Consider the following 15,188-nt stretch of genomic DNA (forward strand, 5'->3'; position numbering starts at 1 on the left):
CTCACAGCAGCCAGTCGTCGGTGTTCAGCCCGCCCACCACGAAGCGGCCGTATGCGGCGCCGAACGCCGCCGCCTCGGTCCGGTTGCGTTCACGGACCTTGTTCCCGTCCGCCGTCAGCGGCCGGTCCACTCCCACGAACACGCTGTACAGAGGGGTCGGCTGGGCTCCGCGCGCCAGCTTGGCCTGGAAGGTGCCGAGACCGAGGTGGATCGCCCGGACGTTCCGGCCGGCTCCCGACTCGATGGGGTGGTAGAAGATCAGGTTGAAATAGTCGGCCACGTTGGGCACCGAGTAGTCGAAACCGGCCACGCGCGCGTACAGGGTGTCGCCGTGCCGGTACCGCAGCGCGAAACCGACGGGGCGTCCGGCGTCCTCGGCCAGCAGCAGCGTGCTGCGGTCACCGAGGTAACGGCCCTGACGGTCGTACACTTCGGCCGCTCGCTCCTCGCTGAACGGGTGTCCGTGCTTGCGCATCAGCGCGCTGTTGAGCGGGGCGATCTCCTTGACGACCTCGGGCAGCGAGACATCCCGGATGGTCCGGCCGCTGCGTGCGAAGTCCCTTCTCTCACGCCGGGCCCGCGCCCGCCGGCCGGCGGGCAGCCAGGCCAGGTAGTCGTCCAGGCTCTGCCACAAGCCAATGGGCACGACGGTCTCCACGTCGTGGTAGAGCAGCACCGCTCCGTCATCGGCGTGGGCCTCCGCGACCTCCAGCGCCTCGTCCCGGGGCAGGTAGTAGTACCCGAGCACGCTCGCTTCGGCCGCCCGGGCGAAGTCGAGGGTCCGCGCGGTGAGCGCGTGCACCGCCGCCGAGCGTTCCTGCGCTGTCACGCCGTCCCGGCCCGGCAGTTGACCACGGAACTCCGACCAGCCCGCGCCCAGCACCAGGGGCCGGGACGCCAGATGGGCGAGGCGCTCCTCGCTGATCAGACCGGCGAGCAGATCGGCGGGGGTGTACAGCAGATGCGGCGGACGCGCGAACGCGTACGCCTCGGCCCCGGCGACCGGCGCTCCCTGCTCGTCACGCACCAGCAGATATCGGGCCGCGGCCGAGTCCGGCAGTTCCTCCGCGCGTACGCCGGCGAAGCCGCTGCTGGAGTAGATCGTCCCGCCGATCGTCAGATCGTCCCATTCCGCCGCCGGCAAGTGGTCGACGGTGTCGTACGAGGAGACGTGCACGGGGGACTCCAGAAAGGGTGACCGGACGGAGGACGAAACTGCGTCGGGGTTCATTTCAGCAGAGCCCGGACATCGCCGTCCCGCAGGTGCAGGAGCAGGACATGGCTACCCCTGAGGCGCTCGAACAGCCCCTGGTCGGCAAGCCGTTGGGATGCGCGAACCTGCACGGCGTGTCAGAGGATGGACCGGGGACCGATGACGGACCACAGCGTTTCCCTGACTCCACCCCAGAGTTCCTCCCCACCGACCTCGCAGTTGGACGCGGCGGGGACCGGCGTGGTGTTCGACGCGCTGGAGACCCTGCGAGCGCAGGGCGTCACCGTCGTTCTGTGCGAGCACCGGATGAAACGGCTCGCCCGGTACGCGGACCGCATCCTGGTCCGGAACGAGGGACGGATCGCTGCCGACGGGCCACCGGCTGACGTTCTCGCCGACCCCCGACTGGCGGACTGGGGCGTGGCCCCACTGCGCTGCACGACGGCCGCACGCCGCGCCGCCGAGCGCGGCCTGTGGGACGCGGACCGCCCGCTGCCCGTGACCCTCGAGTCGGCCACGGAAGGGTTCGCCGCCTCGCTGAAGAACGCAAGAACAGCCGGAGGCGTGTGACGGTGCTGCGCATCGACTCCCTGGTCCATCGCTACCCGAACGGAACAACCGCCCTCGCGAGCGTCTCGCTGACCGTTCGGGCCGGCGAACGGGGGGCGGTCGTGGGTCCCAACGGGGCGGGCAAGAGCACACCGGCCCGGCACCTGATCGGCATCGCCCGCCCCACATCAGGGCGGGTCGAGGTGGACGGCCGCGATGCCGCCGGGCTCGGGATCGTCGAGTTGGCCCGCAGCGTGGGGTTCGTGTTCCAGAACCCGGACGATCAACTGCACCTCGCCACCGTGGCCAAGGAAGTCGGCTTCGACCCCCGCAACCTCGGTTTCTCCGCGGACCGCCGGGCCGCCCTCACGGAGTGGGCACTACGTCACCGGCCTGCCCCCCAGTACGGCTCCGAAGCCTGGCAACGCGTCTGCTTCCGACCCCGCAACAGCATCGAGGACATCAACGGCTACGCAAAGGACACCCTCCGCGAGCACCTCGAGAACCCGGCACCCGCCGCATCGGCGGAACCCGCCGATCATGAACCGAGCCAAGACATCAGCCTCACCCCACCAACCTCACCCCGATCCGCTACCCTGTCAGGGACCGCCACCTCGGTGACGGTCCCCACCCTTGCCACAACGGGGGCGAATAGTCACTCAGAGTATTCAGCCACGTTTTACGCAAGACCCCGCCTTCGTAGCTCAGGGGATAGAGCACCGCTCTCCTAAAGCGGGTGTCGCAGGTTCGAATCCTGCCGGGGGCACCAGCGCAAAGGCCCCGGACCGATCATGGTCCGGGGCCTTTGGCATCCAGTTCACGACGTGCGTGTACACATCCATGGTGATGCTGATCTGACTGTGCCCAAGGATCTCCATCACGACGCGGGGCGCGACTCCGGCCGCCGTGAGGAGCGTGGCCGTGCCATGCCGGGCATCGTGCAGCCGGATCACGTGGAGGCTGGCGGACTGGGCGGTGTCCGCCATGTCGGCTAGGGCCGCGTCGGGGACGCTGGGGCGGGCCGGGGAAGAGGGTGCGATGAGCGGCGATACGGGAGCTGCCGGGTGAGCGACGAAGCGGCTGCGGGTGCCGCCTTGACTTCACCCCCGAGGCCAGTCCGAAACGCTTTCGCCCTCACTGTGACCGGCGAGAGCGTCGTCGCAGGCCTTTGAGGGTTGTCGTCGCCAAAGCCCTGGTGGATTGTCAGACAGATGTAGATTGCAGCGTTTCGAAACGTTTTGTGTTCTCCTGTCAGGTTCCATTACCTGCGCGGCGGCGGTGTTTCTGTGTCGTCGCTCTATCGCCCCCGGGCCGTTTTCTGACGTAGCGGGGCATTGCTTCAGGAGAGGATCGGCGTGTTGTGACCAATGACGTTCACAGATCTCAAAGTTGGGGCGAGCGAGGCCCCTGGCGTGTAACTGGTCCTCGGGCGGCGCAAGTGTCGGCTTCAGCGGCATCGTCGGCCGGGCCCGGGCGGGGTTGGTGGCGTGTGGGCGTCACCGCAGCGGTGTGTGCCGTGCTCACCGGTGCGGGGGTGCCGGCGGCCGTCGCCGACTCTCCGACGGCAGGTCATCGCAGCGGCCCTCGGGCAGCTGCGCCAGTCAGTCAGACGTTCACTTTCACCGGCGCTCCGCAGACCCTGACGGTTCCTGCGGGGGTGGTCGTGGCGATCACCGCGGACGGGGCCGGCGGTGCCGACAACACCGGCACCCCCTGTTCCGTCACGGGGACGGGCGGGACGGGGGCGCAGGTGGTGACCACCCTCCCGCTGACCGGCTCCCCCACAACGTTCACCATCAACGTCGGCGGAACCGGTGGCAAAGGCTGCAACGGAACCGCGTCGGGGGGTGCCGGCGGGTTCAACGGCGGTGCCCCAGGCGGGGGCATCACAGCCACTGGCTTTCCGGCCGCAGGTCCGGGTGGGGGCGGCGCCTCCAGCGTCAGCACGGGTGGCTCCTTGCTGGTGGTCGCCGGGGGCGGCGGCGCCTCCGGCGGCACCGGACAGAGTTCTACGGGAGGGAACGGGGGCAACGGGACCAACGGCACGACGGCGGATGCCACCGCCGGTACCGGGGGAAGTGCCACCGGCCCTGGGGCTGCGCCGGGACAGGGTGGGGGCGGTGGCAGCACCAGCACCAACACCGGAGGTGCCAGCGGCCCCGCCGGCTCCGCCCCGCCTTGTAGCGTCACGAACGGTGGGCCGGGAAGCGGGTTCTTGGGTGCCGCGGTCGGTACCGGCGGCACCGGCGGCAGCATCGACGGTGGCTGCGCCGCCACCCGTGCCGGGGCCGGTGGGGGCGGTGGAGGCGGGTACTTCGCCGGCGGGGGCGGCGGCGCCGGCCCCGTCAACGGCCTAGGCACCTCGGCGGGTGGCGGCGGGGGCGGCGGGGGCAGCAGCTTCGCCACCCCGACGGGCACCGGCACAAGCTACGCGCTGTCCACGACCGGGACGGCAAACAACAACGGCCAGGTGACCATCTCCTACGGTCCCAGTCTGACCATCGGCAAGAGTCACAGCGGCAGCTTCGTGCGGGGGCAGTCCGGTTCCTACACCATCACGGTCGGCAACAACGGGACCGACCCGACCGATGGCACCACCGTCACCGTGACCGACACTCTCCCGGCTGGGCTTACCGCGACGTCGTTGGGCGGTATCGGATGGACGTGCACGCTGGCCACGCTGACCTGTACCCGCAGTGACGTCCTCGCGTCCGGTGGCAGCTATCCGGCGCTCACCCTCACGGTCAACGTCGCCTGTACGGCCTCCGGTCAGGTCACCAACACCGCCTCGGCCACTGGCGGCGGGGACACCAACACTCACACCGCGACCGATCCCACAACCATCACCGGCGCCTGCCCGCCCACGCTGACCATCGGCAAGAGCCACAGTGGCAGTTTCGTGCGGGGACAGTCAGGCTCCTACACGTTCACGGTCGGAAACGACGGGACCGGCGCGACCGATGGCACCACCGTCACCGTGACGGACACTCTCCCGGCTGGGCTTACCGCGACGTCGTTGGGCGGTATCGGGTGGACGTGCACGCTGGCCACGCTGACCTGTACCCGCAGTGACGTCCTCGCGTCCGGTGGCAGCTATCCGGCGCTCACCCTCACGGTCAACGTCGCCTGTACGGCCTCCGGTCAGGTCACCAACACCGCCTCGGCCACTGGCGGCGGGGACACCAACACTCACACCGCGACCGATCCCACAACCATCACCGGCGCCTGCCCGCCCACGCTGACGATCAGCAACACCCACAGCGGCTCCTTCGGGCAGGGCAAGAGGGGCACCTACAGCATCACGGTCACCAACAGTGGCACCGGCCCGACCGATGGCACCACCGTCACCGTGACCGAAACCTTGCCCAAGGGACTCACCCCCATCTCGCTCAGCGGCACTGGATGGGCCTGCACCCGATCCACCCTCACCTGCACCCGCAGTGACGTCCTCCCCTCAGGGAGCAGCTACCCACCCATCGCCCTCAAGGTGGACGTCTCCTGCAGGGCCCGCGGCACCGTCACCAACACCGCCTCCGTCACCGGAGGCGGAGACACCACTACGCACACCGCCACCGACCCCACCGAGATCAAGCGTCACCAGCACGACAAGCACTGCGATCGCCACGACCACTGGTAGGGCGACTCCCCTTGCTGAGATCCGGCTAGAGCTACGGATCAGAAGGTCTCTGACATCCGCGACTGACATCAACAACGCCGGACGGGGACATACACCAGCGTCCCTGTCCGGCCGTCGTATCAAGCGACGGCCACGGCCGGAGCAGGCTTGGATCGAACTCCTAAAGCGGGTGTCGCAGGTTCGAATCCTGCCGGGGGCACAGAGAAACACCTGCTCAGAGGCCCTTCCGTCCGTCGGACGGGAGGGCCTTCGCACTCGCAGCACACATGCAGCTGCGGGCAAAGGTGGGGAGCTGTGCGATGCCCGCGAAGGACGAGCTGGCCCGTCGACGGTACGAGAAGCTGGTCGACCGCCTGGAGGGCCTGATGTGGGCTTCCCTGAAGCCTCGCTACCGGGGCTACCACGGGCAGCTGATCCTGAGCAGTGGCGATCTTGAGGAGATGGGCGAACTGAAGGACGTCCGTCGTGCTGCACGCGAGGCGGGCCGTCGTCTCGGCTGGCACCCGAAGACCCGCGTCGTCGACGCAAGACTCTTCGTGTATGACGACCGCGAGGTCCCCAGGGAGATCAGCGAGCCGGCCACGGGGGATGCTGCTGACGCCATCGATGCAGAACTCCGAGGCGGCGCGTAGAAGCAAGTACGGTCGGCCGTCGCCGCCCCACCTTTGCTGAAGAGCCTGTGCAGCATGCCGGAAATCTGTCGAGCCCGACCCTGTGGTGGCTCTACCCTTCCCGCATGGCCCATGGAAAGACCTCGTACGTTTGCCTGCCCTGCCGGGCCTCGTACAAGCAGCCCTACCCCGGCTACCACGACCACGACCGGGTCTGTCCACGCTGCGCCGAACCACTGATCCACGTCGGCTCCGCCTTCGCGGCGCCCAAGAGGCGGGACACCGCCGCCTGGCGCACCCTCTCCGTGCTGCTGCACGCCGGTGTGCGCTTCCACAAGAGCTGTTGCGGCGGCCCCGGCTACCGCCCACGCACCCTCAGCGAGGTGCGTGAGCGGATGGCCTACGCCCGGGCCACCGGAGAACCGTTCGCTCAGGCGCTGGTCCGCCCCAACCTGCCCTAGCAGCCCGGAAGCAGGGGTCGCCGCTCTGCCGCGCCGCCGAAACGATCCCTGCTGTCATACACAGCACGCGTAAGGCATACATCACGCTGGGTCATGTCCCCTCTCGTGGTATAGCCGATCAATCAGTGGTTGCGTTGGTGTGCCTCAGCTTCCCAAGCTGAGGGAGCGGTAGAGGTTCCGCGGCTCGACCGGGCGGCCGGTGCGGGTGGTGAAGACGTAAAAGGCCGGCGGGGCCGAGGGCGGTATCATCTTCGCCCCCCAAGAAGGCGACGCCCGCCGACAACGCTCCCGCACGCTCACAGGCACAGCAGTAGCCGGAAGGTTCTCCATGATGAACGCCTTCGATGAGTACCTCATGGACTGGGAGTTCGGCGAAGAGTGGCGCCCCGTCGTTGAGCGGCTTGCAGAGCGCCGCACGACCTGGCCGAGGGCGGCGCCGGAGCCGGACGACTTCTGCGTCGACTTCCCCGTCGACGTGCTTTGGCGCGACGGCCTGCTCGTTCGGGTTGATCTCGCCGACCCGGTACGCAACATCGTCGACTGCTGCCTGGGCGGCCAGTTCGACCGGACGGGCCTCCGGTGCGGGACCCTGAACCCGCACAACCCGGGGGATCATCTGGACTGCCACTTCATGCGCCCTGGCGACATGGGTTCACTCAAGGCCCTTGCCGACGAGTTCGTCGACTGGATCACCCGTGAGACCGAGCTCTGGCAGAGGAATCATCCAGTGCTCCCAGAGTCGGCCTGATCGCCCCCGTCATTCGTTGTCGCTTTCGCCGAGGTCGCGGAGGATGTCGACGAAGGCCAGGACGGTCGGCGTCTGCCCGGCCGTGCGCCACAAGACCCCGTAGTCCAGCGTAGGCGCGTCGCGGAAGGGGACGAAGGCGACGCCGGGACGATCGTGGTAGCGCGCTGCGCGGACAGCCACGACTGAGACGCCGAAGCCGGCGGCGACCAGCGGGGGTACCTCGGGCCAGAAAATGTAGGACGGTCCACGCGGGATAAGGCGGCCCAGAGGAGTGTGGGTTGGCAAATGCAGGTCCAGCAGGGCTTTGGAGATGTCCCCGCCCGGCATGATCAGTGGTACGTCCGCCAGGTCCTCCAGCGACACGCTGTTGCGGCGTGCGAGCGGATGGTCGGCCGGGACCATCAACGCCCGGGGCTCGCGGAACAGGACGGGTCCAGCGGCGATGCCAAGCTCGACGGCGGGCAGTTCGCTCACCTGCAGGTCCAGCTCGCCACGACGCAGCAGGCCGTGCGGATCGTTGAACTGGATCTCCTGGATCTGCACGGTGGCGTCGGGGTGCCGGTCCCGGAAGACCTCGGCGGACTTGAAGACCAGATCGGCACACCAGGGCGTGGAGTAGCCGACGTGCAGAGAACCGGTGATGCCACGCGTCTTGGCGACGGCCCGGTCGACGGCCTGCTGGATCTGGATGTACGCGGGCAGCAGGTCGTCGCGGAACTGCTTGCCGAGCGGGGTGAGCCGGACCGTGCGGGAGGTGCGTTCGAACAGCGGCGCGCCGACGCGCCTTTCCTGCTTTTTGATGGCATGGCTGACTCGGGACGGGGTTATATGCAGCCGCTCTCCGGTGCGTCCGAAATGCAGTTCCTCCGCCAACGTCAGGAAGATCTCGATCTCACGCAGCTCCATGCCCCCTCCTGATCGTGAACCTAGCGGTCATCGCTGCGTTGACACAAGGCGCATCGGTGACCCGCCAGGCAACGCTGCCTTGCGAACTTCGCCGTTGTTCACAGGAGCCCTGCCCGGCCACGCTGATGCCACGCGCTCACGTAGGTGAGCTGGTGCGAGGGCGGAACTCGGCGCCGCAGAAGGAGTCCATAACCGAGCTTCAGCTTGCCGAGGCCATGTGTGCCATGCCGGGGCGGGGCGCGCAGATCGAGCACTGTACGCAAGGAGATTCTTGATGGGACACAACAACAGCGGCTTCTCCGAAGCAGGTTTGCGCAGAATGCACGGCGTGCTGGCGCGGCATGTCGAGTCCGGGAAGATTCCCGGGCTCGTCGCGCTGGTCAGCCGGGGCGGTGAGACGCACGTCGAGACGCTCGGGACGATGCGTCATGACGGTGGCGCGCCGATGCGCCGGGACACGATCTTCCGGATGGCGTCGACGTCCAAGCCGGTCACGATGGCGGCGGCGATGGTCCTGCTCGACGAGTGCAGGCTACGGCTGGACGACCTGGTGGAGCCGTGGCTGCCCGAACTGGCCGAGCGGCGGGTGCTGAAGCGGATCGACGGCCCGCTGGACGACACCGTTCCCGCGCGGCGGCCGATCACCGTACGGGACGTGCTGACCTCCACGTTCGGGCTCGGCATGGATATGACGTCTCTGGGCACCCCGATCATGGACGCGGTCTTCGAGCAGGGACTCACGCCCAATCTGCCGGAGCCGATGCCCGAGCCGGACGAGTGGATGCGCCGCCTGGGCGCGCTCCCGCTGATGCACCAGCCCGGAGAGCGCTGGCAGTACCAGATCAGCAGCGATCTGCTCGGCGTGCTCGTCGCCAGGGTCACGGGCCAGTCCTTCGCAACGTTCCTGCGCGAACGCGTCTTCGACCCGCTGGGCATGAAGGACACCGGTTTCCACGTGTCCGACGACAAGATCGACCGGCTGCCTCCGCTCTACGCCCCCGACCCGCGGACCGGAGAGTTCCACGTCTGGGACGAGGCCAAGGGGGGACGCCACAGCCGGCCCCCGGCCTTCCAGGACGGCGGCGGCGGGCTGGTCTCCACCGTCGACGACTACCACGCTTACTTCCAGATGCTGCTGAACCACGGGCTGCACGGGAGCGAACGGATCCTGTCCCGGCCCGCCGTCCAGCTCATGACCACCAACCACCTCACACCCGAGCAGAACACCGCCCGCACCGCGATGGCCCGCGACAACGTCCATGTGTCATTCGGCCAAGGACAGCACGGCGGCTGGGGCATGGGCATGGCAGTGCGCACCTACCGCAGCGACTACGCGCCCATCGGCCAGTTCGGTTGGGACGGCGGCAGCGGCGTCTCGACCTACGCCGACCCGGACAACCAGCTCACCGGAATCATGCTCACCCAGGTCGGGATGTCCGTCCCGGATTCGGCGCGGGTCATCCACGATTTCTGGACCACGGTCTACCAGGCAATCGACGACTGACACCGACCCCGCTTGGACAGGTCCAGGGCGCGTTGTCAGAGGTCGATGAGACCGTGCGCCCGTGGACAAGAGCGCCATGCGAAGCGACGCTGACACCCACGTCTGGCATCAACGGATGTGGGTGCCACCGTACGAGGTTGGCCAACAGGGACCCTGGCTCCCCGGTAGGAACCCGATTCGCGCCTGACGGTAAGGCGGTTGCGTCGCCCTGGCCGACCCATCGAGGTGGAGCCGCGGGGTGGACGCCGGGCTTCTGGGCCACCCTGCGGATGACCGCGGGGCAACTGCCGGCGGGGCTCCTCTCGTGAGACCCGCCTTGTCCGTCGCCATACCCTGAGCTTGACAGCGGTCATATCGCTTATCGATAATATCGATAAGCGATATGCGCGCTGCGAAACGACAGGGGGAGCCATGGGTACGAAGTCCTGGTGGAGCCGGACCGACAATCGACTGCTGGAGGCGGCTCTGGGTCTGGCCTCTCTGCTTGTCGGCGTCTTCGGGGTACTGATCCCGGCCCTCGGGGTGGTCGGCCTCATCGACCCGGTGGACACCCGCGAGGTCAAGACGGAGACCACGAGCCGGGTGCCGGGCACCGTGACCGACGCGGTGGCGGGCCACGGCATGAGCCTCACCGGCACCCATCAGGCCGACCTCACCTTCGCCCACCCCGACCTGAGCCAGCGCCTGTTGCTCGCGCTGCCGGAAGCCATCGGTAGCCTGCTCCTGCTCTTCGTCCTGGCCCTCCTCCTTCAGATGGCCAGGACTCTGCGAGACGGTGACGTCTTCGTGCCGGAGAACGCCCGCCGCCTGCGCGCCATAGGGCTCACGGTGCTAGTACAGGCCGTCCTCTCCCCAGTGCTGCCGGCGCTCACCACATGGGCACTGGTGACCGGCACTCCCATGGCCGATCAGATCCCCTCCTCGATCACCTTCACCGGCGATTACGTCCTGCTCGCCTTCCTCATCCTGGCCCTGGGTGAGGTCTTCCGACGCGGTACGAAGCTCCGCGCCGACACAGAAGGGCTGGTCTGATGCCACCAGAGGAGGAACACCGGGTCAAGGTTCACCTGGACCGACTACTGGCCGAGCGCGGCATGACCCTGTCCCAACTGGCGGCCAAGGTCGGGGTGACGGTGGTCAACCTCTCCGTCCTGAAGAACGACCGGGCGAAGGCGATCCGCTTCTCCACCCTCACCGCGATCTGCCGCGAACTGAACTGCCAACCCGGCGACCTGCTCAGCATCCGCGAGGACTGACCCCGGTCACCGGCATGGCCGGCGTTCCGTACGAGAGCGCCGCGCACCGCCTCCTACCGTGTGGCTTTCGCCGGAGAAAGCCCATAACTGCGTTTCGTAGAGAAGGGATTACTCATGGAGAGGGCCTCTGGCCGACGTCTGGCACAGGTTGGTGTGATCGCTGTGTGTGCTGCCGCTCTTGCGGCGTGCGGAACTTCCACGCGTTCCTACAACGTGTCGGGGGCTCCGGGGGGCGCCAGTGCCGCGTGCTCCAGTTTGGTGAGCAAGGCTCCGCAGAAGCTGGGGGGCCATGAGCGCAACGATTCCGACCAGAAGGGGACTGCCGTATGGGGAGATGGTGATGTCGTTCTCCGGTGCGGGAACATTTCGGATGTTCCGGAGTCAGCTCCGTGCACGTCGGTGAAGGGGGTCGACTGGGTCGTGAACGAGAAGAAGACCCACAACGGGGCGAAGACGGTTCTGTTGTACGGGCGTAGCCCAGCGGCCGAGGTTACGGTGTCGGAGCGGATCAAGGACAAGGACGCCGTAATCGGTGAAGTGTCCGGGATCGCGTCGGGGCTGGCGAAGCAGAAGGCGTGCGCGAAGCGGGGCTGAGCTTCTGCGGTCCGTGCTCCCCCCTTCCGCGCGTGCGGGAAGGGTGCGTGTTACCTGTGATGGCCCTGAAGGGCAGGGTGCCCGAAGGTGCGATGGCGGCTGGTGTGGCGGGGGCAAACAGGTGTACAAGGGCACGGCCCACGACAGTGCCCAGCGGGTGCAGAACCGGGCCATCTTGACCGCTCACGGCATCAGCGTCTCCATCAAGATTTCGAAGAACCCTGAGGCGACGCTGAAGATGATCAGCTACTCGCAGGGCGAGGCCCGCTGGAAGAACTACGGCGGGCACAAGTGGATCGCAGACACGTACGGGCAGATGAAGCCCAGCTCGCTGACCGTGTACGTGTCGACGAAGTCCTGCGGCTCGGCCCAGATCACCAGCAGCATCAAGTTCACGGAGAAGTGCGTCACTGTCGGCGCGGCCTGATCCGCGCTTGACACTGCGCACCACTTGAACGTCTCTGCCCCCACCCCTTGGCTGGGGCAGAGTTCTCTTTTTCATGTGCATGTACTGTCGTCGAGTTACGGGGCGGCGCAGACAATGTCCCCTGCCTTGCCGGCCAGTCTGGAATGCGCGCTTTCGGGGTGCTCTCGCGCGAACCGACAGCCGGTCCGGTGGGTCATCAGTCATGTCGACGAACCGCTGACTTCAGTTCGCACCGCTACCCCGAGGGCCTGACCACCTTCATGACTCCTCACATAACCGCCGGCCGCCGCCCCCTGCCCATCTGGCTGATTCCCCTGCTGTGGACCCTGGCCCTAGGTGTGTGGGGACTGTCCCGGCACCACAGCCTGTGGCGGGACGAGGCGGCGACCTGGCAGGTGGCCCAGCGGCCCACCCCCGAGATCTGGCACATGCTGGGGCAGGTCGACGCCGTACACGGGCTCTACTACCTGCTGATGCACGGACTCTTCGAATGCTTCGGGCCGGGCACGACGACGCTGCGGCTGCCTTCCGTGCTGGCCATGGCGGTGGCGGCGGCCTGCGTGACAGTCATCGGCCGGCGACTGGCCGGGACCTGGGCGGGTCTGGGGGCGGGGCTGTCACTCGGCCTGCTTCCGGCGGTGCAGTTCTATCTCCAGGAGGGGCGCCCGTACGCACTGGTCACGGCCGGAGCCGCGATCTCGACGCTGCTGCTGGTGACCGTACTCAACGGTGGTGACAGAACAGCGCAGTGGGCGGCCTACGCCGGCGCGGTCCTGCTGTGCGGGTTGCTGAACTGGCTGGCGCTGATGATTCTGCCCGCGCACGCGGCGACCCTGATCTGGACGCGGGCCCGGCGCAAGGTGTGGACCCGATGGACGGCGGCCTCGGCGGCAGCCGTGGCGGGCGCGCTGCCCCTGATCCTGTTCACCCGGAGCCAGTCCGAACAGATCTCCTGGATACCGCCGCTGACCTGGCACATGATGATCGGCCCGGCGGTCCTACTGGCGATCGGCGGCCTCGGAGCACTGCTGGACCGGCCGCGGGCGGGCCGACTGTCGTCGGCAGCCGTGGGGCTGCCGCTGCTTGCGGTGCCGCAACTCATCCTGATCGGCCTTTCCCTGGTCCAGCCGCTGTTCCTGGACCGGTACGTCCTGTTCAGCCTGCTGGGTCTGGCGCTGCTGATCGGAACAGCGCTGGGCACGGCGGTACGGGCAGCCACGCCGCGCTTCCCGAAGGCATCGCCATGGATCCTCCCCATGGTGTTCGCCCTGGCGATGACGGCGCTGCTCCCTCACGCACTGGCCAAGCGCTCCCCGGCCAGCCGGGTGGACGACGTCTTCGCCGTGGCGACGGACGTACGGCGGCTCAAGGAACCCGGAGACGCGGTGCTCTTCGTGCCGGCGGCACGACGCGACACCAAGCTGGTCTCCCCCCGCGCCTTCAGCGGTCTGCGGGACATAGCCCTGATCGAGAGTCCGGAGAAGTCCGGGACGCTGAAGGGCGTAGAGGCCGGCCCGGCCCGGATCCGGACCGCGATGCTGGCCCAGCGACGAATCCTGCTGGTGACGGACGCGGCGAAGGTCGCGAGGCCGGTGTCGGCGCAGCGGGACCAAACGAAGATCTCAGTGCTGAAGAAGTACTTCACGCTGGTGGCGGACGAGCAGGTCCGCGGTCGCAGGGTGACGGTGTACCTGCGCATCGAGATCCCGTGACCGGGAGCAGAGCGGCCCCGGGCCGATCACGGTCCGGGGCCTTTGACAGCGTGGCAAGCAGACGGCTGATCCATGAAGCCGGCGGCGCAGATCACCGCTGACCAGCCTTGGAGCAGTGCATGTCCTCGTTGGGGCCGCCGAGGATTGAGGTCGACGCCCCCGCGTGTCGTCCTGCCGTCACGACGCCTTGCGTTGACGTCTGATGGGCTCGCCCACTCGGTGCAGGTGGGTGAGTGCCTCGCGGTAGGACTGGATCAGCGTGGTTTCGTGGTACGGCACGCCGATTTCCGCGCAGTACGCGCGTACGACGACCTGGGCCCGCCGTAGATGAGGAGTGGGCATGCTCGGGAACAGGTGGTGCTCGATCTGGTAGTTGAGCCCGCCGAGCATCACGTCGGTGAGCCGGTCGCCCCGCACGTTGCGGGAGGTGAGGACCTGGCGGCGCAGGAAGTCGGGGCGGTCGTCGCCGGTGAAGGTGGGCATGCCCTTGTGGTTCGGGGCGAACGTGCAGCCGAGATACACACCGAACAGGCACTGGTGCACGGCGAGGAACGCCACGGCCTTGCCGGGGGAGAGCACCAGGAACAGGGCGGACACGTAGGCCGCCATGTGCAGGAAAAGCAGTATGCCCTCCAGCAGGCGGTTCTTCATCGACGGCGAGCGCAGCGCCCGCACGCTCGCCACGTGCAGGTTGAAGCCCTCCAGCGTCAGCAGAGGGAAGAACAAGAACGCCTGGCGGCCTCCGATGAACCGGGCCAGCCCCTTGCTGTTGCGGGCCTGCTCGGTGGACCACACCAGGATGTCCGGGGCGACATCGGGGTCGAGTTCCTCGTGGTTGGGGTTGGCGTGGTGGCGGGTGTGCTTGTTCATCCACCAGCCGTAACTCATGCCGATGCCGAGGTTGCCGAAGAGCCGGCCCCAGATCGCGCTCGCGCGGGGCTTCCGGAACACCTGTCGGTGCGCCAGGTCATGAGCTACCAAAGCGACCTGACCGGACATCAGGGCCATGAAGGCGGCGACCGCCAGCTGCCACCACGTGTCGCCCAGCGCGACGAAGGCCGCCCAGCCCGCCGCCAGCAGCCCGATCACCAGACCGAGCCGCACCGTGTAGTAACCGGGGCGCCGCCGCAGTAGACCCGCCTCGGTGATGCGCTGCGACAGCCGGGCGAAGTCGCTGCCGGCGTCGGGGCGGGGTCTGCGGGGCCGCACGGCGGCCGGGGCGGTCGTGGCCGTGGCGTCCGAGGAAATCGTCATGCAGGCGAGTCTGGCTACGGCCGTCCCACTGCCACCAGCCTGTCAGCCGTAGGCCTCGTGGGGGACCGAGCCCCCTCCATCTACGGGGGTTGTCCCCACCCCTTTGCCCCCTGAGCTGGGCATTCGCCGGTTCGTCCGGCGCCGCGTGCCGGACCGAGTCGCCTCCGCCACGGGCGGAGAGCAGGCCGCCCGCGTGCAGTTGTGCGTGCCAGCCCTGATGGACGCCGTACACCGTCATGGCACCGGAAATGAGCGAGAACAGCGCGGGTAGGCACAGCCCGTCGCCGACCAGGCCAACTCGCACGAACCTTGCCAG

Annotated in this window: 15 protein-coding genes, 1 tRNA gene and 1 pseudogene; 13 read left to right on the forward strand and 4 right to left on the reverse strand. The window is 68.2% G+C overall.

Annotated elements, in window-relative coordinates:
- Position 1: 1 nt before the first annotated feature.
- Positions 2-1,177 carry a GNAT family N-acetyltransferase gene (locus ACWD5Q_RS04315; RefSeq protein WP_451425479.1) on the reverse strand — a complete coding sequence of 392 codons (1,176 nt, stop codon included), beginning with the start codon at positions 1,175-1,177 and terminating at the stop codon, positions 2-4.
- Between the two features lie 195 nt (positions 1,178-1,372).
- Between ACWD5Q_RS04315 and ACWD5Q_RS04320 the strand changes: the two genes are divergently transcribed.
- From ACWD5Q_RS04320 to ACWD5Q_RS04330, 3 genes are all read left to right on the forward strand, one after another.
- On the forward strand, positions 1,373-1,783 hold the full coding sequence (locus ACWD5Q_RS04320) for a hypothetical protein (RefSeq protein ID WP_451425480.1): 411 nt from the start codon (positions 1,373-1,375) through the stop codon (positions 1,781-1,783).
- A gap of 101 nt (positions 1,784-1,884) precedes the next feature.
- The gene (locus tag ACWD5Q_RS04325) at positions 1,885-2,493 is read left to right on the forward strand and encodes an ATP-binding cassette domain-containing protein (RefSeq protein WP_451425654.1); all 609 of its coding nucleotides are present in this window, start codon (positions 1,885-1,887) and stop codon (positions 2,491-2,493) included.
- Positions 2,456-2,531, forward strand: a tRNA-Arg gene (locus ACWD5Q_RS04330). Before ACWD5Q_RS04325 ends, ACWD5Q_RS04330 begins: the two co-directional genes overlap by 38 nt.
- Positions 2,532-2,580: 49 nt before the next feature.
- Here the strand turns inward: ACWD5Q_RS04330 and ACWD5Q_RS04335 are convergent.
- A pseudogene (locus tag ACWD5Q_RS04335) lies at positions 2,581-2,805 on the reverse strand (tyrosine-type recombinase/integrase); the annotation flags it as partial.
- 1,172 nt (positions 2,806-3,977) lie between these two features.
- Here ACWD5Q_RS04335 and ACWD5Q_RS04340 point away from each other — a divergent pair.
- The 4 genes from ACWD5Q_RS04340 to ACWD5Q_RS04355 all read left to right on the forward strand — a co-directional run bounded on the left by ACWD5Q_RS04340 (position 3,978) and on the right by ACWD5Q_RS04355 (position 7,219).
- A complete protein-coding gene (locus ACWD5Q_RS04340) occupies positions 3,978-5,399 on the forward strand; it encodes a hypothetical protein (protein ID WP_451425481.1) in 1,422 nt (473 codons plus the stop codon).
- 299 nt (positions 5,400-5,698) lie between these two features.
- Positions 5,699-6,031 (forward strand): hypothetical protein, encoded by a 333-nt coding sequence (locus ACWD5Q_RS04345; RefSeq protein WP_451425482.1) that lies wholly within the window; start codon positions 5,699-5,701, stop codon positions 6,029-6,031.
- A gap of 104 nt (positions 6,032-6,135) precedes the next feature.
- On the forward strand, positions 6,136-6,471 hold the full coding sequence (locus ACWD5Q_RS04350) for a deoxyxylulose-5-phosphate synthase (protein WP_451425483.1): 336 nt from the start codon (positions 6,136-6,138) through the stop codon (positions 6,469-6,471).
- Between the two features lie 328 nt (positions 6,472-6,799).
- Positions 6,800-7,219, forward strand: coding sequence for a hypothetical protein (locus tag ACWD5Q_RS04355; RefSeq protein WP_451425484.1), 420 nt, complete (start codon positions 6,800-6,802; stop codon positions 7,217-7,219).
- Between the two features lie 9 nt (positions 7,220-7,228).
- Here ACWD5Q_RS04355 and ACWD5Q_RS04360 read toward each other — a convergent pair whose 3' ends face one another.
- Positions 7,229-8,125 (reverse strand): LysR family transcriptional regulator, encoded by an 897-nt coding sequence (locus ACWD5Q_RS04360; protein ID WP_451425485.1) that lies wholly within the window; start codon positions 8,123-8,125, stop codon positions 7,229-7,231.
- Between the two features lie 274 nt (positions 8,126-8,399).
- On the opposite strand from ACWD5Q_RS04360, the gene ACWD5Q_RS04365 reads away from it, so the two are divergent.
- From ACWD5Q_RS04365 to ACWD5Q_RS04390, 6 genes are all read left to right on the forward strand, one after another.
- Positions 8,400-9,629 carry a serine hydrolase domain-containing protein gene (locus ACWD5Q_RS04365; protein WP_451425486.1) on the forward strand — a complete coding sequence of 410 codons (1,230 nt, stop codon included), beginning with the start codon at positions 8,400-8,402 and terminating at the stop codon, positions 9,627-9,629.
- Positions 9,630-10,040: 411 nt separating this feature from the next.
- Positions 10,041-10,661, forward strand: a complete 621-nt coding sequence (locus tag ACWD5Q_RS04370; RefSeq protein ID WP_451425487.1) for a DUF2975 domain-containing protein — start codon at positions 10,041-10,043, stop codon at positions 10,659-10,661.
- Positions 10,661-10,885, forward strand: a complete 225-nt coding sequence (locus tag ACWD5Q_RS04375; protein ID WP_451425488.1) for a helix-turn-helix domain-containing protein — start codon at positions 10,661-10,663, stop codon at positions 10,883-10,885. Before ACWD5Q_RS04370 ends, ACWD5Q_RS04375 begins: the two co-directional genes overlap by 1 nt.
- 114 nt (positions 10,886-10,999) lie before the next feature.
- The gene (locus tag ACWD5Q_RS04380) at positions 11,000-11,479 is read left to right on the forward strand and encodes a DUF3515 family protein (RefSeq protein WP_451425489.1); all 480 of its coding nucleotides are present in this window, start codon (positions 11,000-11,002) and stop codon (positions 11,477-11,479) included.
- Positions 11,480-11,600: 121 nt separating this feature from the next.
- Positions 11,601-11,906, forward strand: coding sequence for a hypothetical protein (locus tag ACWD5Q_RS04385; RefSeq protein ID WP_451425490.1), 306 nt, complete (start codon positions 11,601-11,603; stop codon positions 11,904-11,906).
- A 260-nt stretch (positions 11,907-12,166) separates the two neighbouring features.
- On the forward strand, positions 12,167-13,618 hold the full coding sequence (locus ACWD5Q_RS04390; RefSeq protein WP_451425491.1) for a glycosyltransferase family 39 protein: 1,452 nt from the start codon (positions 12,167-12,169) through the stop codon (positions 13,616-13,618).
- Between the two features lie 177 nt (positions 13,619-13,795).
- Here ACWD5Q_RS04390 and ACWD5Q_RS04395 read toward each other — a convergent pair whose 3' ends face one another.
- A complete protein-coding gene (locus tag ACWD5Q_RS04395) occupies positions 13,796-14,872 on the reverse strand; it encodes a fatty acid desaturase family protein (protein ID WP_451425492.1) in 1,077 nt (358 codons plus the stop codon).
- Positions 14,873-15,188: the final 316 nt, after the last annotated feature.

It is taken from the genome of Streptomyces sp. NPDC002513 (assembly GCF_053595355.1).